This window comes from Nocardiopsis metallicus, assembly GCF_014201115.1.
Taxonomy (GTDB): domain Bacteria; phylum Actinomycetota; class Actinomycetes; order Streptosporangiales; family Streptosporangiaceae; genus Nocardiopsis; species Nocardiopsis metallicus.
In genome coordinates, this window is record NZ_JACHDO010000001.1 from 4,006,694 (window position 1) to 4,028,671 (window position 21,978).

General features: G+C 70.6%; 20 protein-coding genes. 9 read left to right on the forward strand and 11 right to left on the reverse strand.

The window, feature by feature from the left end:
- Positions 1-70 precede the first annotated feature (70 nt).
- Entirely contained in the window at positions 71-1,558 is a 1,488-nt protein-coding gene (locus HNR07_RS17495) for an SDR family oxidoreductase (protein WP_184365905.1), read from the reverse strand.
- Positions 1,555-2,175 carry a DUF4383 domain-containing protein gene (locus HNR07_RS17500; RefSeq protein WP_184365906.1) on the reverse strand — a complete coding sequence of 207 codons (621 nt, stop codon included), beginning with the start codon at positions 2,173-2,175 and terminating at the stop codon, positions 1,555-1,557. The genes HNR07_RS17495 and HNR07_RS17500 overlap by 4 nt, the downstream gene beginning before the upstream one ends.
- A 92-nt stretch (positions 2,176-2,267) precedes the next feature.
- Here HNR07_RS17500 and HNR07_RS17505 point away from each other — a divergent pair, with 92 nt between their 5' ends.
- Entirely contained in the window at positions 2,268-3,185 is a 918-nt protein-coding gene (locus HNR07_RS17505; RefSeq protein ID WP_184365907.1) for a MerR family transcriptional regulator, read from the forward strand.
- On the opposite strand, the gene HNR07_RS17510 is transcribed toward HNR07_RS17505, so the two are convergent.
- Positions 3,175-4,362, reverse strand: a complete 1,188-nt coding sequence (locus HNR07_RS17510; RefSeq protein ID WP_184365908.1) for a lycopene cyclase family protein — start codon at positions 4,360-4,362, stop codon at positions 3,175-3,177. The genes HNR07_RS17505 and HNR07_RS17510 overlap by 11 nt on opposite strands.
- A gap of 90 nt (positions 4,363-4,452) precedes the next feature.
- On the opposite strand from HNR07_RS17510, the gene HNR07_RS17515 reads away from it, so the two are divergent.
- Positions 4,453-5,265 carry a class I SAM-dependent methyltransferase gene (locus HNR07_RS17515; protein ID WP_184372206.1) on the forward strand — a complete coding sequence of 271 codons (813 nt, stop codon included), beginning with the start codon at positions 4,453-4,455 and terminating at the stop codon, positions 5,263-5,265.
- Complete coding sequence (locus HNR07_RS17520; RefSeq protein ID WP_184365909.1) at positions 5,262-6,824, forward strand: FAD-dependent oxidoreductase; 1,563 nt, start codon at positions 5,262-5,264, stop codon at positions 6,822-6,824. Before HNR07_RS17515 ends, HNR07_RS17520 begins: the two co-directional genes overlap by 4 nt.
- A 32-nt stretch (positions 6,825-6,856) precedes the next feature.
- On the opposite strand, the gene HNR07_RS17525 is transcribed toward HNR07_RS17520, so the two are convergent.
- The 4 genes from HNR07_RS17525 to HNR07_RS17540 form a co-directional block, all read right to left on the reverse strand.
- A complete protein-coding gene (locus tag HNR07_RS17525; RefSeq protein ID WP_184365910.1) occupies positions 6,857-7,864 on the reverse strand; it encodes a DUF5914 domain-containing protein in 1,008 nt (335 codons plus the stop codon).
- Between the two features lie 39 nt (positions 7,865-7,903).
- Positions 7,904-8,860 carry a phytoene/squalene synthase family protein gene (locus HNR07_RS17530; RefSeq protein WP_184365911.1) on the reverse strand — a complete coding sequence of 319 codons (957 nt, stop codon included), beginning with the start codon at positions 8,858-8,860 and terminating at the stop codon, positions 7,904-7,906.
- Positions 8,857-10,323, reverse strand: a complete 1,467-nt coding sequence (gene crtI / locus HNR07_RS17535) for a phytoene desaturase family protein (protein ID WP_184372209.1) — start codon at positions 10,321-10,323, stop codon at positions 8,857-8,859. Before crtI ends, HNR07_RS17530 begins: the two co-directional genes overlap by 4 nt.
- 73 nt (positions 10,324-10,396) lie before the next feature.
- Complete coding sequence (locus HNR07_RS17540; protein ID WP_246420374.1) at positions 10,397-11,503, reverse strand: polyprenyl synthetase family protein; 1,107 nt, start codon at positions 11,501-11,503, stop codon at positions 10,397-10,399.
- Between the two features lie 173 nt (positions 11,504-11,676).
- On the opposite strand from HNR07_RS17540, the gene HNR07_RS17545 reads away from it, so the two are divergent.
- The 3 genes from HNR07_RS17545 to HNR07_RS17555 all read left to right on the forward strand — a co-directional run bounded on the left by HNR07_RS17545 (position 11,677) and on the right by HNR07_RS17555 (position 14,626).
- Positions 11,677-12,186, forward strand: coding sequence for a MarR family winged helix-turn-helix transcriptional regulator (locus HNR07_RS17545; protein ID WP_184365912.1), 510 nt, complete (start codon positions 11,677-11,679; stop codon positions 12,184-12,186).
- Between the two features lie 263 nt (positions 12,187-12,449).
- Entirely contained in the window at positions 12,450-14,162 is a 1,713-nt protein-coding gene (locus HNR07_RS17550) for a BCCT family transporter (RefSeq protein WP_184365913.1), read from the forward strand.
- Positions 14,159-14,626, forward strand: coding sequence for an Hsp20/alpha crystallin family protein (locus HNR07_RS17555; RefSeq protein WP_184365914.1), 468 nt, complete (start codon positions 14,159-14,161; stop codon positions 14,624-14,626). The genes HNR07_RS17550 and HNR07_RS17555 overlap by 4 nt, the downstream gene beginning before the upstream one ends.
- A 72-nt stretch (positions 14,627-14,698) precedes the next feature.
- Here HNR07_RS17555 and HNR07_RS17560 read toward each other — a convergent pair whose 3' ends face one another.
- The 4 genes from HNR07_RS17560 to HNR07_RS17575 form a co-directional block, all read right to left on the reverse strand.
- On the reverse strand, positions 14,699-16,033 hold the full coding sequence (locus tag HNR07_RS17560; protein WP_184365915.1) for a M16 family metallopeptidase: 1,335 nt from the start codon (positions 16,031-16,033) through the stop codon (positions 14,699-14,701).
- A gap of 108 nt (positions 16,034-16,141) precedes the next feature.
- Positions 16,142-18,445: a polyribonucleotide nucleotidyltransferase gene (locus HNR07_RS17565; RefSeq protein WP_184365916.1), complete on the reverse strand. Its 2,304-nt coding sequence runs from the start codon at positions 18,443-18,445 to the stop codon at positions 16,142-16,144.
- 289 nt (positions 18,446-18,734) lie between these two features.
- Positions 18,735-19,004, reverse strand: a complete 270-nt coding sequence (gene rpsO, locus HNR07_RS17570; protein ID WP_184365917.1) for a 30S ribosomal protein S15 — start codon at positions 19,002-19,004, stop codon at positions 18,735-18,737.
- Between the two features lie 286 nt (positions 19,005-19,290).
- A complete protein-coding gene (locus HNR07_RS17575; protein WP_184365918.1) occupies positions 19,291-20,238 on the reverse strand; it encodes a bifunctional riboflavin kinase/FAD synthetase in 948 nt (315 codons plus the stop codon).
- A gap of 180 nt (positions 20,239-20,418) precedes the next feature.
- Between HNR07_RS17575 and HNR07_RS17580 the strand changes: the two genes are divergently transcribed.
- Genes HNR07_RS17580 through HNR07_RS17590 form a run of 3 tightly spaced genes read left to right on the forward strand, consistent with a single transcriptional unit; the run spans position 20,419 to position 21,976 of the window.
- Positions 20,419-21,291, forward strand: coding sequence for an alpha/beta fold hydrolase (locus HNR07_RS17580; protein ID WP_184365919.1), 873 nt, complete (start codon positions 20,419-20,421; stop codon positions 21,289-21,291).
- Between the two features lie 10 nt (positions 21,292-21,301).
- Positions 21,302-21,562: a CopG family transcriptional regulator gene (locus HNR07_RS17585; RefSeq protein ID WP_184365920.1), complete on the forward strand. Its 261-nt coding sequence runs from the start codon at positions 21,302-21,304 to the stop codon at positions 21,560-21,562.
- Positions 21,563-21,976 (forward strand): type II toxin-antitoxin system VapC family toxin, encoded by a 414-nt coding sequence (locus HNR07_RS17590; RefSeq protein WP_184365921.1) that lies wholly within the window; start codon positions 21,563-21,565, stop codon positions 21,974-21,976. It abuts the gene before it with no gap.
- Positions 21,977-21,978: the final 2 nt, after the last annotated feature.

Sequence of the window (21,978 nt, forward strand, 5' to 3'; positions counted from 1 at the left end):
ACCCCCATACGATAACGCACACCCGGACCAGGTCACGCCGGGCGGGGCCGGTCCGGCCCCGCCGCGTGGTTCAGGTGCGTACGGCCGGTTCGTCGGTGGCGGCGGCCCGGGCGGCGATGTTGTCGGCCATCGACCCGAAGACGATCCCGTGGAAGGGCGTGACCGCCTTCCAGTACAGGTGCCCCAGCAGACCGCGCGGATGGAACAGAGCCTGCTGGCAGTACACCGTGCGCCCGTCCTGGACCCCCACGCGCAGTTCCAGCCAGGCCAGGCCCGGCAGGCGCATCTCGGCTCGCAGCCGCAGGAGTTCGCCGGGGACGAGCTCCTCGACACGCCAGAAGTCCAACGAGTCCCCTACCCGCAGGCGCTCGGGGTCACGGCGGCCGCGCCTGAGGCCCACCCCGCCCACCGCGAGGTCGATCCAGCCGCGCGCGGCCCAGGCGAGCGGCCAGGAGTACCAACCGCGTTCACCGCCGATGCCCTCGATGACCCGCCACAGCTCCGACGGGGCGGCGTCCACGTGACGCGCCCGGCGGTCGGTGTACAGGCTGCCCCCGGCCCAGTCGGGGTCGGTCGGCAACGGGTCGGACGGCGCGCTGGGCCACGCGGCGGAGGACCAGCGCGTGTCCACGCGGTCCTCGTCGATGCGCCGCAGCGCCAGGCGCACCGCCTCGTCGAAACCGATGCGCTCGTGATCGCGCAGAAGCCGGGCGAGATCGTCCTCCGCCGTCACCGAGTCGTGCCGCAACGACTCCACCAGCGGCCGGGCCACCGACGGCGGAACCGGTGTGATGAGGCCGACCCACAGGCTCGACAGCCCCGGGGACAGAACCGGCACCGGAATAATCAGCCGGCGGACCAGCCCCGCCACGGCGGCGAACCTCTGGATCATCTGCGCGTAGCTGAGGATCTCGGGTCCGCCGATGTCGAAGGTCCGGTTGGTCTCCTCCGGGAGTTCGTCCGCGCGTACGAGCAGGCGCAGCACGTCCCGAACGGCGACGGGCTGCACCCGGCTGCGCACCCACCGGGGCGTGGTCATCGCGGGAAGTCGCTCCGTCAGGTGCCGCAGCATCTCGAAGGACGCCGATCCGGACCCGAGGATGACAGCGGCGCGCAGCACCACGGCGGGCACCGGCGCATCCAGCAGGATCCGCCCGACCTCCTCCCGCGAGGCCATGTGCTCTGACAGTTCGACGTGCTCCGGGGCCAGTCCCCCGAGGTAGACGACGCGTCCGGCCCCGGCCTCCCCCGCCGCCTCGGCGAACCGCCTCGCGCCTTCGGCGTCCGTGTTGACGAAGTCGCGGCCACCGCCCATGGAGTGGACCAGGTAGTAGGCCACGTCCACACCGGACAGTGCCTCCGGCAGGCCCTCCCCGGAGACCACGTCGCCCCGGACCACCTCGACGCGGTCCCGCCAGGGGTGATCACGTAGTTTGTCCGGGGTCCGGGCCAGGCAGCGGACCCTGTACCCGGCGGCCAGCAGCTCCGGGACCAGACGACCGCCGATGTAGCCGCTGGCCCCCGTCACCAGGGCGAGGCGCCCCGTGGCAGCACTCATCCCCGGGACTCCTCGGCGCTGTCCTGTCGCGCCGCGGAGCGCGGACCGGGGACACCGGTGGCCGTACCCCGCGGGCCCGCGAGCCGGTTCGCCCCGTGGCCCCGAACGCGGTCCTCCCCCGTCGCACCGCTCTCCCGCCCCTCCTCGTCGGCGGAGGCCTCGGGGTGGCGGTGCCGCTGGAAGGGGTTGTCCTCCGGCAACCCCCCGCTGAACCGGCCGTACATGCCGAAGGTCATGACCACGAGGCCGACCACGAAGCTGAAGATCACGTTGGGCATGGAGAAGGCCAGAACGTTGAAGTCCGTACTCATCAGGTAGAGGTTCACCAGTCCGCTGACCACGAAGGCCGCACCCACGGCGACGCACACCGTGGACGCGAACTTCCCGCCCAGAATCGCCGCCCCCACGAGGAGGGAACCGATGGCGATGGAGATGAAGCTCAGTGCGCCGTTGGTGGAAAGCCCCGCGATGACCTCGCCCTGGGTGTCGAAGAGCGGCAGCCTGATCATCAGCCCCGCGCTGCCGAAGCCCACCAGGACAAGCCCGGTCAACCCAGCCCCGATACGGTAGACCAGGTCCAGGCGCCGGTCCGCCCGACGTGTGGTGTCCAGTTCCATGTCGTTGCCCCTTTCGGTGCTCTCAGGACTAGAGTCAGAGGTCAGCGGCCTGTGTCACAAGTCGCACCGATTTCGCAACGTGTTGGGGCGCCATGATGGACGCACTCAGCCCGGGGGCCACGGCACGGCTGCTCGGGATAGCACCGACCACCCTGCGCAGCTGGGACCGGCGCTACGGGGTCGGCCCGCGTGAACGCAGCCCGGGAGGGCACCGGCGCTACTCCCCCGCCGATGTCGCCCGTCTCCGGGAGCTGTGCCGTCTGGTCGGCGAGGGCATGCCCGCGGCCGAGGCCGCGCGCCAGGTCCTGACCGCGCGCACCGCCGAACCGCCGATGCTCCCGGAGCCGCGAAGCGAAGTGCGGGCCACCGCGCTGGGAACCGCCTCCCCCACGCTCCAGGGGCTGACCAGAGCCGCCATGCGGATGGATTCCGATCTCGTCGAAAGCCTTCTGCAGAAAGCCGTGGCACGCTACGGGACCGTCCTGGCCTGGGAGGACCTGGCGATGCCATTGCTGTACGGGATGGGGCGCAAATGGGAGGAGACACAACGCCACATCGAGGTGGAGCACCTCCTCTCCTGGTGCGTGTCCTCGGTCCTGCGCCGCGTGCCCGGACCGCCTCCGCCGTCCGGCGGCCGGGACCGGCCGGTCGTCCTGGCCTGCGTACCGCACGAGATGCACAGCCTGCCGGTGGAGGCGTTGGCCGCCGCTCTGCGCGAAGCGGGGCTGGCACACCGCGTCCTGGGACCCTGCACCCCCACCGAGGCGACGGTGCGCGCCGTACGCCGGGTGGGCCCGCGCGCGGTGGTCCTGTGGTGTCACACCAGCAGCGCGCACGACTCCGAGACCCTGGTGACGACCGCGCGCAGCACGGTTTCCGCGCCTGAGCGCACCGCTCTCTACACGGCCGGGCCGGGTTGGCGGGAGGCGGGGTCCTCACTTCGGTTCGCGGACGGGCACCTCGGTTCCCTCTCCGAGGCCGTGGCCGTCCTGTCCGCCGTCAGGGACTGAAACGGGAACTCAGGGAGTACCACAGATGGTCGGCCGTGCTCAGCGCCATCGCGGCGACCGGAGTGGACCATCCCATGGCCAGTTCACGGGCGAGCCCCGACTCCCCGTCGAGGAAGGCCAGTACGTCACCGAAGCGGTTGGCCGAGAAGAGCCGGGTGAAGAAGTCAGCACCCGACACCCGGCCGCTGTCCAGGGCCCGCAGCATGACGGCGTCCATCGCCAGGTGGCGGGGGCGGTGCGGGACCGGCGGCACCGGTACCCGGTCGTGCACCAGGGCTTCGGCTATCGCCGCGGCCTGCCGTCCCACCCCGCTGAACGTGTAACCGGTGGACGGCCTCGTCGCGCCCCCGGCGGTGCCCACCCTGAACAGGCGCCGCCCGGCGCGGGTCGCGAAGCGCGCGTCGGTCATCGGGATCCTGCCCTGTTCGGTCGCGGTGACCTCGACTTCGGGCAGGCCGGCGCGGTCGCAGTAGTCCTTGAGTGCCAGGTCGTACTCGGGAGTGGTGAGGGGGGTACGGCCGAACTCGGTGTACTCCACCAGAGCCTCGCGGGTGGACAGGGGGAGCACGTAGCCGAAGGCCACCCCGTGCCGGGGCTGAGGCGGGCGGAGGTCCATGAGCACCGCCGCGTCGGGGTCGAAGGAGTCCTCGGCCGTGCGCACGAACCAACCGCGGAAGTGCTGGAGCAGGTGGGTGCGGCCCGCGGGCACGGGGGAGGGCGGACGCGAGTCGAACACCCACCGCGCGGTGAGGACCACCCGATCTCCGTCAGGCCCCAGGGCCGTGAGAGCGGCGTGGTCGGTACCGTCGGCGACCCGCTGGACGTACAGTTCCCTCTGTTCGACGTGCTCGTCCGCGGTGGCGCGTACGTGCGCCTGGACGTCGGCCGAACGGAGCATCTTGTAGACGTAGGGCGCTGCCGAGGAGCGGTACTCGGCCCCGTCCGGGCCCACGACCGAGAGGTCCTCCCAGCGAGCGGCCAGCAGCCGGTCCCAGGGGCCGCCGTCCGGTTCCCAGAAACACCACGTCCGGGGCGGCGGCGTGTGCGGGCCCCGGGGAGGCTCCACGAGTGCCACGCGCAGCGGGGAGTCGCGTCGTTGGTTGACCTCCCCCATGCGATCGGCAAGGGTGAGCCCTGCGGCTCCGGCTCCGATGATCACCACGTCGTAGTCGGCCATGTCCACAAGCATGCCCCTTGGAAGGGCTCGGGGCTCCCCACCCGGCCCCCGCAACCCTTGGAGGAACAATTGACCACCCCGACAGGGATGATGAAGACCGGGGCGGTGACGGACGAGTTCGACAACGCCGCCTCCTCCTACGACCGGTTGGTCGCCGCCAACCCGGGTTACCACCGGGACCTGCGCACATCGGCGCGGCGGCTGCGGCTGCCCGCCCGGGGCGAGGGACTGCTCCTCATGGACCTGGGCTGCGGCACGGGCGCCTCCACCGCGGCCCTGCTACGCGAGTACCCGCTGGCCAGGATCGTCGGTGTGGACGCTTCCGAGGGCATGCTGAGGGCCGCCGCGGCCAAGGAATGGCCGGCGAACGTCACCTTCCACCTCGCGCGGGCGGAGGACATCACCCCGGGGTGGGCGCGGGAACTGCTGGGCGGCTCCGCCGACGCGGTCTTCGCGGCCTACCTGGTACGCAACGTCCCCGACCCGGACGCCTTCCTGGAATCGGTGCGCTCGGTTCTGGCCCCGGGCGGGCGGCTGGCCCTGCACGAGTACTCGGTGGCCGATTCGGCCTCCGCCCAGGCGGTGTGGACGGCGGTGTGCTGGAGCGTGGTGATACCGGCGGGGCGGGCCCTGGCCGGACGCACGGACCTGTTCCGCTACCTGTGGCGGAGCGTTCTGGAATTCGACGGGCGCTCCGCTCTGCTGGAGAGGATGCGCGCGGTCGGCCTGGAGTCGGTGGCGAGCGCCCCCCTGCCCGGATGGCAGTACGGGATCACGCACACCTTCGTCGGACGCAGGCCGCTGCGGCGCCCGGGCCCCGGGGAGAGCGGCCCGGTATCCGGTTCCCGCGAAGCCGCTTGCCCTCCCGGTGAGGGCCCCGCCGCGCGGGAGGGGGCACGGTGAACCCCGATGTGCGGGACCCGCGGGCCGAACCGGTACCGGCACCGCCGCCGGTCGGTCCACGCCCCGGGCACAGGCCGCGCGTCGCGGTCGTCGGCGGCGGCATCGCCGGACTGGCCGCCGCCTGCGGACTCGCCGAGCGCGATGTGGAGGTGGTACTGCTGGAGCGCGAGTCGGGGCTGGGGGGCCGCCTGCTCGGATGGGAGACGACTCTGGCCGACGGCAGCACCGCCACGATGAGCCGGGGCTTCCACGCGTTCTTCCGGCAGTACTACAACCTGCGCGGTCTGCTCAGACGGACCGACCCGGACCTGGACGGCCTGGTCGCGCTGCCCGACTACCCGCTGGTGCACAGCTCGGGTGCCAGGGACCGGTTCTCGGGACTGCCCCGCACCCCGCCGCTGAACGCGTTCGCCCTGGCCGCGACGAGCCCGAGCTTCCCCCTGAGGGAGCTCGCCGGGGTGAACCTCCCAGCCGTGCTCCAACTCCTGGACGTGGACGTGCCCGGGGTGCACGAACGCATGGGGCACCGCAGCGCCCGGGAACTGCTGGAGGTCACCGGTTTCCCGGCCACCGCCCGGCACCTGGCCTTCGAGGTCTTCAGCCGGAGCTTCTTCGCCGCGCCCGAGCAGCTCTCCGCGGCCGAGATGGCGGTCATGTTCCACGTGTACTTCCTGGGGTCCGCGGAGGGGCTGGTGTTCGACGTACCGAGGTCGCCGTTCCCGCAAGCGCTGTGGAACCCGCTGGCGGGCTACCTGAGAGGCCTGGGAGTGGAGTTGCGCACCGGCGCGTCGGTCGACGGGATCACCCCCGGGGGGCGACTGCGCCACCGTGTCGACTGGTCGGAGGCGGCGGGCGCCCGGAGCGGGGAGTTCGACGCGGTCGTTCTGGCAACCGACCCGCGCGGACTGCGAGAGCTGGTCTCCCGTTCACCGGAGCTGGGGTCGGCCCGGTGGCGGAGCCGGGTGTCCCGCATCCCCTCCGCCCCCGCGTTCCTGGTGTCGCGCTACTGGCTGGACCGCCCGGTCCGACCGCACCGGCAGGCCTTCCTCGGCACCGGCGGATACCCGACCCTGGACAACGTCAGCGTGCTGGAGCGGTACGAGGACCAGGCCCGGGAGTGGTCGGACCGGACCGGGGGCTCGGTGGTGGAACTGCACGCCTACGCGCTGGCCGAAGGGTGTGACGCACAGGCCGAGCGCAAGTCCCTGTGGGAGCAGGCCACCGCTGTCTACCCGGAGTTGGCCGCGGCCCGGCCGGTGGACGCCCGGCACGAGATGCGTGCGGACTGCGCGCTCTTCCCCCCGGGGGGTTATGCGGACCGGTGCACGGTGACCACACCCGATCCTTCCCTGGTCGTGGCGGGGGACCACGTGCGCGTGGACCTGCCGGTGGCCCTGATGGAGGGCGCGGCCACCAGCGGGATGAGCGCCGCGAACACGCTTCTGTCGCGGTGGGGGCGGCGGGGCCACACACTGTGGACCGTGCCCCGGCGGGGGCGCTCCACAGCACTGCGCGCTCTGGCACGGGCCGCTCGAAGGCGATGGGGGCAGAGCACGTAGCGAAGTCGTCGCCCGCCGCGGCAGCCCCCTTCTCAGCCCGGCCAGCGACCGGACGCCCGGAGCAGGTAACGCCGCTCGGCGTAGGCGAGGTCGTCCTTCCACAGTCGGCGGGCGACCAACCTCATCGCCGGGCGCACCGCACCCGCCACCCGCCGGGCCAGGGCGAATCCGGTGCGTTTGGAAGCGGCGACCGTGGCCTCGATGACCGCGGTGCGCGGCACTCCGTCGCGGTCGACGCCGAGCGGGGTGGCGTGTGTCTCCACCACGCTGCCCGTCCCCTCTCCCTCGATGATGCGCATGACCACGGTGCGCGGTTCGGGGCAGGTGAACTCGGCGCGCACCGGCACACCCCACCTGCCCGCCACCCTGAAACCCACGTCCACCACCATGCGGTCCGGGTCGGGATCCGGGCCCTCCGGTATCTCCGTGACCCTCAGGCCCACGAACGAGTAGGGGTGGAACCAGGAGCCGTGCCACGGATCGAGCCTGTTGGCCACGACGTCCTCGGGCTCGCACCGGCCGGCCAGACTCTCCACCGCCGCGATCGTGTTCGCTCCGCGCGGGCGCTGGGGGACGACCGGTGCGTCGGTGGGTTCCTCGCCTCCGGCCGCGTCCAGGCGCACCCACACGAGCACTCCGTCGTCGTGCGCCGGGTAGGGGCTCCATCCCGGGAAACCGCCGGGGCCCAGGGAGAGCCCGTGCCACCGGCAGACCAGGCGCCCCTGGTCGACGGCTCCCCGGCACAGCGGAGCCCCGAGGTGGGGGCAGGCGCCCGGACCCGCGTGCACGGATCCGTCGCCGGTGCGCCAGGCGACGACTTCGGTTCCGGCCACCACCCGGCCGAACGGCCGGTCGGCCCGCACCTCGGTACTGGAGGCCAGGACGAACCAGTTCCCGGAGGGGCGGGCCAGTGCTCTCTTGAGCGCCGCGCCGATCACGGCGGGAGAGGCCTGGCGCCACGAGGGCTCCTGCCGGGCCCAGGTGCCGCGGGGCATCCTGCGCAGCGGAAGGCGTCGGCGTTCGGGAGTCGGCAAAGTCATCGGGTTCCTTCTCTTCACTCCGGGCTCCGGGCGGGGGGGTCACGTGGCGGTTCTGGGTCGGGGCACACCGCGCGCCCACAGCGCGCGGGCGAAAGCGGGGACAGCGGCGGCCAGCTTCCGACTGTCGGAAACCCGGTGCCGCACACTCCACACGTCGAAGTGGGCCGCGGTGATCTCGTCCAGGATCGCGCGGTAGAGGCGGAAGGCGGTGGCGACACACGGGCTGGCGACCGGGTCGAGCATCGCGATGCCCGGCTCGGCCTCCCGGTAGAACCCCTGGTTGATCCCGACGAGGTCGGCGACCGCACGGCGCACGCGCGGGTCCGGGGTCCGCGTACTCGCGCAGTGCTCCAGGAGAGCGCGGTCGACACCGTGGTCGGCGAGCACGTCGGCGGGCAGGTAGACCCGGCCCCGGCGCAGGTCCTCCGCCACGTCGCGCAGGAAGTTGGTGAGCTGGAAGGCCTCTCCCAGCGCCGCGGCGTGCGGGGCGGCCACCTCCCGGGGCACGGTCGTGCCGAGGACCGGAAGGACCTGGAGTCCGATGACCGCGGCCGAGCCGTACATGTACTCGCGTAGGTGTGCGAGGTCCCGGTAGGCGGGAACGTCCAGATCCATGCGCATGGACGCCATGAAGGCGGTGAAGTAGTCCCGGGGCAGATCGTAGCGCCGTACCGTGTGCGCCAGGGCCCGCAGGACGGGTTCACCCGGTTCACCGCCGGTGAAGACGCGGTGGAGGTCGGCGTCGATCGCGTCGAGACGGGCTCGCTGGTCCCCGGTGGTCAGCTCCGGACCGGGCTCGTCGACGATGTCGTCCACCCAGCGCGCGAAGCCGTACAGGGCGTGGACACCGGGTCTGCGCTCAGGCGGCAGGACACGTGTGGCGGTGTAGTAGGTACGGCCGTGGTGAGCGTGCAGGGCCCGGCAGAGCAGGTAGTCCTCCCGCAACTGGCCGGGACCGATCCCGGCCGCCTGGAGTTCGGCGGTGGCGGTGCTCATCGAAGCACCCCGCTCCCGGTCCGGGCGACCACGCGGGCGGCCGCGAGCTTGCCGGAGACCAGGACCGTGGGCAACCCGACCCCGGGGGTGGTGCCGCAGCCCGCCAGCACGGCGTTCGCGGTTCCGGGCACGGTGTTGCGCGGCCGGAACGGTCCTGTCTGCGTGAAGGTGTGCGCCAGCGAGAAGGGGGTCCCCCTGGCCAGGCCCTTACGGGCCCAGTCCGCCGGAGTGACCAGGTGCTCGGCGCGCACCGAGGCGTCCAGGCCGGTCATCCCGCGTGATTCGAGGGTGGAGACGATGTGGTCGCGGTAGCGCCTCCCCTCCTCGTCCCAGTCGATGGCCCCCGCTTCCAGATTGGGCGCGGGCGCCAGCACGTAGAAGAGGTGGCGCCCCTCCGGTGCCAGGGAGGGGTCGGTGAGGGTCGGTTGGGTGACCAGCAGCGAGGGGTCGCTCATGGTCCGCCCCTGGTCGATGATCTCGGTGAACGTGCTCTGCCACGCCGCCCCGAAGGAGATGGTGTGGTGGGACAGGTGGTCCCAGGTGCGGTCGGTGCCCAGGTGCAGGACCACGGCCGAGGGCGAGAACCGCTGACGCACCGGCCTACGGGGACGGTGACCGAGCAGCCGGTGGGCGGCGGGCAGGTCCGTGGTCAGTACCACCTGGTCACAGGCGATCCGTTCCCCCTGATCGGTGATCACCGCGGTGACGCGCTCCCCGGAGCGCTCCAGGCGGCTCACCGGCTCCCCGTAGCGCAGGTCGGCGCCGGCCTTGGCCGCGGCCGCGGCCATGGCTTCACCGATCATCCGCATCCCGCCTCGGGGGAAGTGGACGCCGGCCACGGTGTCCATGTAGGCGATGACGGCGTAGGCGGCCAGCGCCCTGTCGGGTGCGACGCCGGCGTAGAGCGCCTGGAAGGAGAAGATCCTGCGCAGCCGTTCGTCCTTGACGTGCCTGCCCACGGCCGGTGCCAGGCGACCGAACCCGCCCATCGCGGCCAAGCGCACCAGGTCGGGGCCGAGCAGGTCCAGCGGCGAGTCGAACTGGGCGTCGATGAAGGAGCGCATCTCCACGTCGTACAGCCGGGTCAGCCAGTCACGCAGGCGCAGGTAGCCCACGGCCTCGCGGGTTCCGGCGGCACGGGCGACCTCCGCGGCCATGCGCGCGCGGTCGGTGTGGACGTCGATCGTGGAACCGTCGGCGAAGGCCGCGCGGTAGGCGGGCGCCAGAGGCACCAGTTCGATCCGGTCCCGGAGGGTCTCGCCGACCGCGGCGAAGGCCTCGTCCAGCAGCTCGGGCATGGTGAGGACGGTGGGCCCGGTGTCCAGGCGGTACCCCTCCATGTCCTGGCGCCCCGCGCGGCCGCCGGGATGGTCCTCCCGTTCCACCACCACCACGTCGCGCCCGGCACCCAGCAGGTGCAGCGCGCAGGAGAGCCCGGACAGGCCGGCTCCCACCACGACCACGGGACGCCGCCCGCTTCCTTGAACCACGCTCACGTCTTCTCCTCGGCTTCCGGGAATGTCATGTATCCGGTGTTCAGGACTGGGCGGCCGTCTGGGCGAAGGACCGTAGGCCCTCACCGACCGCGGGGTCGAGATCGAGTGGGGCGAGCCGCCCGAGGCCGCGTTCGGCCAGTTCCCGGCAGCGCCGCTGGACCAGGCTTCGGGCGCCCACCCGTTCGAGCGCGCGCGCTGCGCCTTCGATGTCCACGTGTTCGGACGGTCCTCCTATCAGGCACAGCGTCCGCAGTGCCTCGGTGTCGCCCTGCTCCCGGGCCAACCGGAGTCCGGCGGCCAGCAGAAAGGTGTTCTTGCCCTCACGAAGGTCCTCCCCGGGGTCCTTACCCGTTCGGGCGGGATCGCCGTAGAGGTCCAGCAGGTCGTCCCGCAGTTGGAAGGCCACCCCCACGTCCGCGCCGTAGCCGCGCAGGGCCGCCAGTGTCCGCGCTGGCGCGTCGGCCATGGCCGCGCCCAGGTGAAGCGGCCGTTCGACCGTGTAGGTAGCGGTCTTGAGGCGGTCGGCGTGCAGTGCGCTGAGCTCGGACCGCTCACCGCGAGCCTGTGCGCGCAGGTCGAGGAACTGCCCGGCCATGACCTCAGTGCGCATCTCCCGCCACACCGTGTGCGCGGCGCTCCGGGTGGGCAGGCTCTCCAACGACTCGTGGAGCAGGTCATCGGCCCAGGCCATGGCGAGGTCGCCGACCAGGATCGCCATGGCCTCCCCGTAGCGGCGCGCGTCCCCGGAGTACCGGCGCGCGCGGTGCTCCGCGGTGTGGGCGGCGTGGAAGGAGGGCTCACCGCGGCGCATGGGCGCGGCGTCCATGACGTCGTCGTGGGCGAGGGCGAACGACTGGAGGACCTCGATGGCCGAACAGGCGCTCAGCGCGGCTCGGGCACCGGCTCCGCGCACTGCGCCGCCCCCTGCCAGCCAGCCCCACCACGCCAGCACCGAGCGCAGCCTCTTGCCGCCGTCCAGGGTGAAGGACGCGAGCCTGACCGCGAGGTCGGCCGCGAAGTCCTCGTCCACCTTGTCAGCGGCGTTGACGCGGCCTTCGAGGTACTCGGACAGCAGGTCTCCCACAAGCGACCGGACACCGTCCAGGTCTGCTGGAAGCGTTGTCTCGTGCAGGTGCGCTGAAAGCAAGGCGTCGACTCCCCCGGCAGGGCCCAAAAGTCATAGAATGTCTTATTTTCAGAGTATCTTGTATATCTAACTATTTCATGCGATGCGGTCTCGAGGCCAAGCGACACCTGGGATGAGGCCTAAGATCAACAGGAACGACGGAGGGACCGTGCACGAAGCGGCGAGGGAGACCAATGACGAGCGCGCCCAACGCTGGGACCACGGAGAGCGGGGCCGTTGACGAGGTCGACCGCAGGCCCCGCGAGGAGCTCTACACGGCGCTCCAGCAAGACGGTCAGCAGCTGGCCGTGCGCCTCGTACGCCTCCTGCACCGGATGGCGGACCGCACGGGCATGAACCCGACCGACTTCCAGTGCTACATGCTTCTCCGAGCCAGCGGAACCATGACACCCGGCGAAATAGCGGACAGTCTCTGCCTGTCCACGGGGTCGGTGACCGGCGTGGTGGATCGGATGGAGGCGCACGGCCTGGTCGAACGAACACCGCACCCGCTGGACAGGCGCAAGGTCGCAGTACGGCTGGTCGAGGGGTCGGAGGACAGGATCGGCCCCAGAGCTCCGGGCATGCGGCAGGCGATGATCGATCTGCACTCCGGCTACACGCTGGAAGAGCTAAGGGTCATCGTGGACTGGCTGGACCGGGCCGGATCGACCCTGGACTCACTCATCGAGCCCAAGACCTGACCCGCCCCGCGCCCCGCGTTCGGGCCCTCCGCTCCGGAGCGTGAACCCGTCATACGACATGTCACACTCTGCCGGAAACTCTCCGCATTGTGACGGTTGCTTTACTACCAGGGACGAAAGCCTCTACCATCCCACGGGACCCATCCGTGGCCGGTGGCAGGAACCGGCGCCCGACCCCCGCCCGAAACTCTCCGTGACGGGGATGGGAAGGAGCAACCATCTCAACCCTGCGCGCATTCATCCAAGAACGAACCAACCCTCCGGTGTTCATCACCTCCGGAGCGGTCATCATCGCCTTCGTGGTCCTGGGCATCGCCTACACGGACCCGCTGCTCCAAGCGGCACAGAGCACCCGCGACTGGATCGGCTCGACGCTCGGCTGGTTCTACGTCCTGGCGACCACCTTCTTCCTCGGCGCAGCGATCTTCCTGATGCTCAGCAGGTTCGGGAAGGTCCGGCTGGGGCCGGACGACTCCCGGCCCGAGTTCAGCACCATGGCCTGGTTCGCGATGCTCTTCACCACCGGTATGGGTATCGGCCTGGTCTTCTGGGGCGTGGCCGAGCCGGTCAACCACCTGCACGACCCGCGTGACGCCACGCAGGCGCCCATCGTCGTGGAGCAGGGCCAGGCCGGGGAGGAACAGCTCGAGGCGGCCGAGGAAGCCGGGCTCACACCCATCGTCATCGAAGACGAGGACGGTGAGGAGGTCGACGCGCTCCTCCAGCCCGAGGCCGCCAGCAGCTCGCTGGCCTCGAGCTTCTTCCACTGGAGCTTCCACCCCTGGGCGATCTACATCGCGGTGGGACTGTCCCTGGGCTACTTCGCCTACCGTAAGGGCCTGCCACTGCGGCCCGCCTCGGCCCTCTACCCGCTGCTGGGCCAACGCGCCTTCGGCTGGCCCGGCAACATCGTCGACGTCCTCGCGGTGTTCGGGACCATCTTCGGCCTGGCGACCTCCCTGGGGCTGGGCACCCTGCAGATCAGCAGCGGCCTCAGCCGGGTGTTCGGAATCCCGGACAACGGGCTGACACAGTCACTCATCATCATCGTCATCACCGCCATCGCGCTGTTCAGCGTCCTGTCGGGGATCGACAAGGGTCTGCGCAGGCTCTCGGTCATCAACTTGTGGCTGGCCTTCCTGCTCCTGGCCTTCGTCTTCGTCGCCGGGCCCAAGCTGTGGATAATCAGCGGAATGACCTCGGGCGCCGGTGAGTACCTGGAAAGCCTCGTTCCGTGGAGCCTGTCCTTCCCGAGCCCGCTGGCCGACGAGCAGGCGGCGGGCTTCACCACGGGGTGGAGCGTCTTCTACTGGGGCTGGTGGATCTCCTGGGCCCCGTTCGTCGGCATCTTCCTGGCCCGGATCTCCTACGGCCGCACCATCCGGGAGTTCGTCCTCGGCGCACTGTTCGCGCCGGTCGTCGTGTCGGTCCTGTGGTTCGGCGTCTTCGGCGGCTCGGGCCTGTACTACGAACTGTTCGGTGACGGCGGCTTCCAGGACGGCAACGAGGCCGACGCCGCCTTCCACCTGATGGAGGCGCTCCCGCTGGCACCGGTGGTCGCGCTCGTGGCCTCCCTGCTGCTGATCCTCGTCGTGACGATCTTCTTCGTCACCTCCTCGGACTCCGGTTCCCTGGTGGTCGACATGCTCACCAACGGCGGCAGCACGAAGGCCTACCGGCTCCAGCGCGGCTTCTGGGCGGTCAGCGAGGGCGCCGTGACGCTCATCCTGCTCGTCCTGGGCGGCGCACTGGCACTCGACGCCCTCCAAGCGGCGTCGGTGGTCACCGGCCTGCCCTTCGCGGTGATCCTGATCTTCATGCTGTGGGGTCTGTTCAAGGCGCTCGCGAGCGAACCGAAGCCCGGCGCGCCGAAGAGGGTCCGGGCGGAGGATCGACCGCCAGCCGCCCCTTCTGGGAACATCAGGGTGGGCCGTAAGGGTGAAGAAGGCACTCCAGAGGAGGCAGAGGGCACATGACACCCAAGAGGTTCAGCAACCCCTTCCACGGGGTCGTCGACATGATCACGGAGATGAACCGCATCTCCGACACCATGTCCTCGATCGAGACGAGCCAGGCCGGTGAGCGCGAACGCGGCTTCGCCGACGCCTGGAGCCCGCCCACGGACATCCTCGCCCGCGGCCGCGACCTGGTGATCAGGTGCGAGGTCCCCGGCGTGTACGAGGAGGACGTGTCGGTCAGCCTCAACCACGGCATCCTGACCATCAGCGGGGAGCGGCGGCGCGACGAGGACGACGTCGTCTACTACTCCTCGGAGCGGTTCATGGGCACCTTCCGCCGGGAGATCAGCCTTCCCGACGGGGTGGGCGAGAAGGATGTGGAGGCCAGCTACGGCGAGGGCCTGTTGGAGGTGGTCGTCCACGGGGCGGCCAACCAGCGCGTCCCCAAGCGGATCAACATCTCACGGCGCAAGCGCACCTGATCCGGGCAGGCCCCAGGAACCCAACGACCCCCGCCGGGAGCGTGCCCGGCGGGGGTCGTTCGCGTGTGAGGGCTAGAAGACGCGGTCGGCCTCGTAGGGGCCGATCACGGCCAGCGCCCGCGGACGGGCCAGCAGCTCGGCGGCGACCGCGGCCACGTCATCCCGGGTGAGCGCGTCGTACTTCGCCAGGTCCTCGTCGATGGAGGAGTGGCGCGGCCGGGTGAGCTCGTGCGAGAGCAGGCGCCCCATACGGGCGTTGGTGCCCTCGCTGCCCAGCACCATGGCGCCCTGGATCTGGCCCTTGGCGCGGGTCAGCTCCTCGGCGGTGATGCCGGAGGCGGCGACCTTGGCCAGCTCGTCGCGGCAGACCCCGATGACCTCGTCGGCCTTCTCCGGCAGACAGCCCGCGTAGATCTGGAAGGTGCCGGTGTCGGCGTACGCCGTGTGGTAGGCGTGCACCGCGTAGGCCAGGCCGCGCTTCTCGCGCACCTCCTGGAACAGGCGGGAGGACATGCCACCGCCCAGAGCGGCGCTGAGCAGGCGCAGGGCGTACCAGCGCGGATCGGTACGGGTCAGCCCCTCCGAACCCAGGATGATGTGGGCCTGCTCGGTCTCACGCGGCTGCACCACCGTGCCGCCGAAGGTGCGGACCGGCTTCCCCGCGATGCGCGGGCGGGACGGACGGGCGTCACCGGCGGCGGCCAGGCGGTCGGCGAACATGGCCTGGACCTGCTCGACCACCGTGTCGTGCTCCAGGCTGCCCGCGGCGGTGACGATGAGCTCCGAGGGCACGTAGGCGTCCCGGTACTGCTCGGCGATGCGTTCGCGGGCCAGCGCCTTGATGGTGTCGGCGGTGCCCAGGATCGGGCGGCCCAGCGGGGTGTCACCGAAGAAGTGCTCGGCGAAGACGTCGTCCACCAGGTCGGCGGGCTCGTCCTCGTACATGGCGATCTCCTCGAGGATCACGCCGCGCTCGGTCTCCACCTCGTCCTCGTCCAGGACGGAGTTGGCCACCATGTCACCGACCACGTCCACCGCGAGCGGAAGGTCCCGGTCCAGGACCTTCGCGTAGTAGCAGGTGTGCTCCTTGGTGGTGTAGGCGTTGTGGTCGGCGCCCACACCGTCCAGCAGCGCGGAGATCTCCAGCGCCGAGCGGGTCCCGGTCCCCTTGAAGAGCAGGTGCTCCAGGAAGTGCGCCGACCCCGCGTGCGCGGAGTCCTCGTCACGGGAGCCGGTGGTCGCGGAGATCCCGAAGGCCGCGGACCGGCCGCCGGGGATGTTCTCGGTGACCACGCGCAGGCCGCCGGGCAGTACCGTCCGACGCACCAGTCCGGAGCCGCCGTCGGGCTCCAGCAGCGTCACGGTCGTGCCCGGCTCCTGCTCTGCGGCGATGGGGACAGAACTCATGGATCCTTCTTCTTCGCGTCGGGGCATTCAGCAGAGCATACGTGTGGGACGACGGCGGGGCGGCCGCGTCGTGAAGACGCGACCGCCCCGGGTCAGACGGACTCAGGATCAGGTGTTCTCGGAACGCCCGCCGGAGCTGCGACGCCGACGGCGGCGCGGGGCGCCTTCGCCCTTGTCGTCATCCTTGTCGGAGTCCTCCTCCGAACCCTCGGCGCTGTCGGCCTTGTCCGACTTGGCGTTCTCGGACTCGACGACCTCGACCGGGACCAGGGAGAGCTTCCCGCGGTCGTCGATCTCGCGGATCTCGACCTGGATCTTCTCGCCGATGCTGATCACGTCGTCGAGGTTCTCGATGCGCTGGCCGCCGTGCAGCTTGCGGATCTGCGAGATGTGCAGCAGACCGTCCTTGCCGGGCAGCAGCGAGACGAACGCGCCGAAGGCGGTCGTCTTGACGACGGTGCCCAGGTAGCGGTCGCCCACCTCGGGCATGGTCGGGTTCGCGATCTGGTTGATCGTGTCCCGGGCGGCCTCCGCGGAGGGGCCGTCGGTGGCACCGATGTAGATGGTGCCGTCGTCCTCGATCGAGATGTCCGCGCCGGTGTCGTCCTGGATCGAGTTGATCATCTTGCCCTTGGGGCCGATGACCTCGCCGATCTTCTCGACGGGCACCTTGACGGTGAGGATGCGCGGAGCGTTCGGGCTCATCTCGGCCGGACGCTCGATGGCCTCCTGCATGACGTCGAGGATGGCCAGACGGGCGCCGCGGGCCTGCTGCAGGGCCAGGGCCAGCTGCTCGGCGGGGATGCCGTCGAGCTTGGTGTCCAGCTGCAGGGCCGTGATGAGCTCACGGGTACCGGCGACCTTGAAGTCCATGTCGCCGAAGGCGTCCTCGGCACCGAGGATGTCGGTCAGCGTGACGAACTGGTCGCCCTCGCTGATCAGACCCATGGCGATACCGGAGACCATCTCCTTGAGCGGCACACCGGCCGCCATCAGGGACATGGTGGAGGCGCAGACCGAGCCCATCGAGGTGGAGCCGTTGGACCCGAGGGCCTCGGAGACCTGACGGATGGCGTACGGGAACTCCTCGCGGGCGGGCAGAACCGGCAGCAGGGCCCGCTCGGCCAGCGCGCCGTGCCCGATCTCGCGCCGCTTGGGCGAGCCCACCCGACCGGTCTCACCGGTGGAGTAGGGCGGGAAGTTGTAGTTGTGCATGTAGCGCTTGGTCTTGTCAGGGTTGAGCGTGTCAACCATCTGCTCCATGCGCAGCATGTTCAGCGTGGTGACGCCCATGATCTGGGTCTCGCCACGCTCGAAGAGGGCCGAACCGTGCACCCGCGGCAGGATGCCGACCTCGGCGCTCAGCTGACGGATGTCCTTGGGGCCGCGGCCGTCGATGCGGACCTGGTCGCGCAGGACGCGCTCGCGCATGAGCTGCTTGCTCAGGCTGCGGAAGGCGGCGCTGACCTCCTTCTCACGGCCCTCGAAGTCCTCGGCCAGCTTCTCGGCGGCGGAGGACTTGATCTTGTCCAGCTCGTTCTCGCGGTCCTGCTTGTCCGCGATGGTGAGCGCCTTGGAGAGCTCCTCGCGCACGGCCGCCTCGACGGCGGCGTAGGCGTCGTCCTCGTAGTCGAGGAAGATCGGGAACTCGGTCTGCTCACGGCTGCTCTGGTCGGCGACGGCCTGCTGGGCCTTGCACAGCACCTTGATGAAGGGCTTGGCCGCCTCCAGGCCCTCGGCGACGGTCTGCTCGTTGGGGCCGACGGCGCCCTCGGCGACCAGCTTCAGGGTCTGGGTGGTGGACTCCGCCTCGACCATCATGATCGCGACGTCGCCGTCCTCCAGGACACGGCCGGCGACGACCATGTCGAAGGTGGCGCCCTCGAGCTCGGCGTGGGTGGGGAAGCCCACCCACTGGCCGTCGATCAGGGCGACGCGCACGCCGCCGATCGGGCCGGAGAAGGGGATCCCGGAGATCTGCGTGGACATCGAGGCCGCGTTGATCGCGACGACGTCGTACAGGTGCTCGGGGTGCAGGGCCAGGATCGTCTCGACGATCTGGATCTCGTTGCGCAGGCCCTTCCTGAAGGAGGGGCGCAGCGGGCGGTCGATCAGACGGCAGGTGAGGATGGCGTCCTCGGAAGGACGGCCCTCACGCCGGAAGAACGAGCCGGGGATGCGGCCGGCGGCGTACATCCGCTCCTCGACGTCCACCGTCAGGGGGAAGAAGTCGAGGTTCTCCTTGGGGCGCTTCGAGGCGGTGGTCGCCGACAGGACGACGGTCTCGTCGTCCAGGTAGACCGTGGCCGAACCGGCGGCCTGACGGGCCAGGCGGCCGGTCTCGAAGCGGATGGTACGGGTGCCGAACTTGCCGTTGTCGATGACGGCTTCGGCCGAGTAAACGCCCTCCATGGGCGACCTCCTACTACATGTTGCGGTCCGCCGCGCCGGAGCCCGACAGGCTCCCGGCACAGCGATGTACATTTCCGCGACGTGCCCCGGAGGTGATGACGGCCGGTCATCGATCGAAGCCCACGGCACACCCGTGACGGGTGGTGTCCGGAGACCACTACCGAGGACCGACCCCTGGTACCGGGGTGGCGGCGCGGTGGCGTGCGAGTGGCTTCCGGTGTCGGAGGCCACTCTGGTTACACCTTACTAACAAAGAGGGAGCGGCCGAAGCCACTCCCTCCGAGTCAACCTAGCGGCGCAGGCCCAGACGCTCGATCAGCGAGCGGTAGCGGGTGATGTCCTGCTTGGCGATGTACTTGAGCAGACGGCGGCGGCGGCCGACCATCAGGAGCAGGCCACGACGGCTGTGGTGGTCGTGCTTGTGGTCCTTGAGGTGCTCGGTGAGCTCGGTGATGCGGTGCGTGAGCAGCGCGACCTGGACCTCGGGGGAGCCGGTGTCGCCCTCAGCGGTGGCGTACTCGGCGATGATCTTTTCCTTGGTGGCGGTGTCGATCGACACAACGCTCCTTCTGTTTCAAGAGTCGGTACGCAGGGCGAACCCCGGTACTTGACAGGGTTCAGGCGCGGTGACCGCGCGTACGAACAGTCACCGTCGCGTGTGGTGCGCGCGGCCCGCCGCCGATGGCGTGGGTGCACCGCGCTCCCGCCGAATCCGCGCCCCGAGAAGGGCGTGACTCACCGCGGGCACACGTGGACGGATCCACCCTACCGCAAACCACGTGGTGAAGCGTCCTGGTCACGGGTCGTGGAAGACACAGCCGGACGCGGAATCAGGCCGCGCCCGATCAGGCCACGCCCAGGACCTCGCGGCAGCGGTCGACGTCGCGGCGCATCGCCACGATGAGTTCCTCGATGTCGTCGAAGCGCTCCTGACCGCGGATCCGCGCGGTGAAGTCGACGGCCATGCGCAGGCCGTACAACTCCAGGTCGTCGCGGTCGAGCGCGTAGGCCTCCACCGTGCGCTCGGCGCCGTCGAAGGTGGGGTTGGTACCGACCGAGATCGCCGCGGGCCAGCGGGACTCCTGCCCCTCGACGGGCTCCAGGCGGCTCAGCCACCCGGCGTAGACGCCGTCACCGGGCACGGCGGTGTCCGCGGGGAGGTCGGCGTTGGCGGTGGGGAAGCCCAGCAGTTCGCGACCGCGGGCGGCGCCGTGCACGATCTCGCCGGACACGCGGTGCGGACGGCCCAGGAGCTCGGCCGCCGCGACCACGTCGCCCTCGTCCAGGAGGCCGCGGATCCGGGTGGAGGTGATGGTGTCGCCCTCGGCGACCAGGCGGGCGCCGTCGGCGGTGAAGTCGTACTTCTCCCCCAGGTCGGCCAGAACGGCCACGTTCCCGGCCGCGCGGTGGCCGAAGCGGAAGTCCTCGCCGACCACCACGGCCGCGGCGTGGAGCCGGTCGACCAGCACGCGCTGGACGAACTCCTCGGCGCTGAGCGAGGACAGTTCTCCGCTGAAGGGCAGAACGCACACGGCGTCGGCCCCGAGGGACTCCATGAGCCCGACGCGGTGCTCGACGGGGGTCAGGACCGGCGGGGTGAACCCGCGCAGCACCTTCTGGGGATGCGGGTCGAAGGTGACCACGACCACGGGGAGGCCGAGTTCGCGCCCGTGGGCGCGCGCGGACTCCAGGATCGCCTGGTGGCCGCGGTGCACCCCGTCGAAGACGCCGATCGCCACCACGGACCGCCCCCAGTCGGAGGGAATGTCCTCCAGCCCGTCCCATCGCCGCACGTTCGGTCCCCTTGCTGTGAAGTGGTCTGGTTGTTCCTGAGACAAGCGTGCCATGTCGGCGCTCCCGCTTCCGACACGCGGCCGGTGTGGCCCGGCACACTCCGCTTCCCGCACGGTCGGCTCCCTGCCGTGGGCAAAGAAGGGTTGGCACGACCCGGGCACGCGGTTTACCGTGCCCGGATGGCGATGATCGACACCGGTACGACGCGTTTGGCCTATGACGAGGCCGGGACCGGGCCCGCGATCGTGCTCGTGCACGCGGGGGTGGCCGACCGGCGGATGTGGGACCACCAGTTCGCGGAGCTGGCCAAGGACCACCGGGTGGTGCGCTACGACTGGCGCGGTTACGGGGGTTCGGCCGACCACGAGGGCCCGGTCCGGCACCACGAGGACCTGTTGGCGCTGATGGACGCGCTGGAGATCCCGGAGGCCACGCTGATCGGCGCGTCCTACGGGGGCGCCTACGCGGTCGACGCGGCGCTGGCGGCCCCGGAGCGGGTGAACGCGCTGGCGCTGGTCTGCCCGGGCATGTCGGGGCACGTGTGGCCGGAGGCCTTCGTGCGGACCGGCCGACAGATGGCCCTGGCGGCGGTACCGCACGAGCGGCTGGCGGCGTACCAGGAGGGCAACGCCGAACCGGAATCGGCAGACGTGGCGGCGATGGCCGACGCCCAGGCGAGGTTCATGGTCCTGGGCCCGGGCCGCTCCCCCGACGAGATGCCCGTCGAGGCCTGGGACCTGTCGCTGCTGATGCTGCGCGAGATGTACGCCCGCCGCTGGTCGAGCCCGGCCAACCACACCCAGTGGCCCGAGCGCCCGGCGGTGGACCGCCTGCACGAGATCAGCGTGCCCGCCCTGGTCGTCAAGGGCTTGTCCGAGCTCCCCCAAGTCCAGGACGTCGCCGACCTCTACCAGGCGGGCATCGAGGGCGCCCGCCTCCTGGAACTGCCGGACACCGGCCACCTGCCCTCGGTGGAGCGCCCGGGAGAGCTGACGGCGGCCTTGGTCGAGTTCCTCAACATTGGACCCACACCAGAGGGGCATAGTTGGTAGCATAGGTGTCATGAGCAGTCTTACACAGAAGTACTCCATCACCATGCCCAGAGACATCGCCGAGCAAGCACGCTCCAGAAGCGGCCCCTCTGGCCTCTCCTCCTATGTCGCCGCCGCTGTGGCCAGGCAGCTCGAGCGAGATAATCTCAACGACCTCATCGAAGCATTGGAATCCCACCACGGCCCCATCACTGACGAGGAAATACAGCAAACTCGCGATGAACTGAACCGTGCTCGCGAAGAGCAGGGCACACCTGGAGCAGTGGAGTAGATGAGCCCGGACCTCCAGCGCCCGAACGGCACACTGGTCCTAGACAGCGAAGGGCTGGCCAGAGCCGTCCTCCAGGACCGGAATATCACACGCTGGTTCGTCCTCGCCCAAGCCGATGACAGCCGCGTGATCACGAGCTCCGCGACGCTCGTGGAAGTCATTCACCCGCGCATCAACCGCGCGGCCCTGGAATGGCAGCTCTCCCGGTTGACGATCGAACCGGTGACCGAGCACATTGCCAAAGAGGCCGCTCGGTTGCTGAGCGCTGCGAATTTGCACGGCCACCGGCACGCTATCGACGCAATGCTGTGTGCCACGGCGCTCGCGTCTCCCGGACCGGTCACGATCCTCACATCTGACCCGGACGACCTGCGGATGCTCTGCGGCAACAAGGCCACCATCATCAAGATCTGAGG

Excerpts from the sequence above, each read along its gene's own strand:
- HNR07_RS17495 (WP_184365905.1), bottom strand. The coding sequence starts at position 1,558 with ATGAGTGCTGCCACGGGGCGCCTCGCCCTGGTGACGGGGGCCAGCGGC.
- HNR07_RS17500 (WP_184365906.1), bottom strand. The coding sequence starts at position 2,175 with ATGGAACTGGACACCACACGTCGGGCGGACCGGCGCCTGGACCTGGTC.
- HNR07_RS17505 (WP_184365907.1), top strand. The coding sequence starts at position 2,268 with ATGATGGACGCACTCAGCCCGGGGGCCACGGCACGGCTGCTCGGGATA.
- HNR07_RS17510 (WP_184365908.1), bottom strand. The coding sequence starts at position 4,362 with ATGGCCGACTACGACGTGGTGATCATCGGAGCCGGAGCCGCAGGGCTC.
- HNR07_RS17515 (WP_184372206.1), top strand. The coding sequence starts at position 4,453 with ATGAAGACCGGGGCGGTGACGGACGAGTTCGACAACGCCGCCTCCTCC.
- HNR07_RS17525 (WP_184365910.1), bottom strand. The coding sequence starts at position 7,864 with ATGACTTTGCCGACTCCCGAACGCCGACGCCTTCCGCTGCGCAGGATG.
- HNR07_RS17530 (WP_184365911.1), bottom strand. The coding sequence starts at position 8,860 with ATGAGCACCGCCACCGCCGAACTCCAGGCGGCCGGGATCGGTCCCGGC.
- HNR07_RS17545 (WP_184365912.1), top strand. The coding sequence starts at position 11,677 with ATGACGAGCGCGCCCAACGCTGGGACCACGGAGAGCGGGGCCGTTGAC.
- HNR07_RS17555 (WP_184365914.1), top strand. The coding sequence starts at position 14,159 with ATGACACCCAAGAGGTTCAGCAACCCCTTCCACGGGGTCGTCGACATG.
- HNR07_RS17560 (WP_184365915.1), bottom strand. The coding sequence starts at position 16,033 with ATGAGTTCTGTCCCCATCGCCGCAGAGCAGGAGCCGGGCACGACCGTG.
- HNR07_RS17565 (WP_184365916.1), bottom strand. The coding sequence starts at position 18,445 with ATGGAGGGCGTTTACTCGGCCGAAGCCGTCATCGACAACGGCAAGTTC.
- HNR07_RS17580 (WP_184365919.1), top strand. The coding sequence starts at position 20,419 with ATGGCGATGATCGACACCGGTACGACGCGTTTGGCCTATGACGAGGCC.
- HNR07_RS17585 (WP_184365920.1), top strand. The coding sequence starts at position 21,302 with ATGAGCAGTCTTACACAGAAGTACTCCATCACCATGCCCAGAGACATC.
- HNR07_RS17590 (WP_184365921.1), top strand. The coding sequence starts at position 21,563 with ATGAGCCCGGACCTCCAGCGCCCGAACGGCACACTGGTCCTAGACAGC.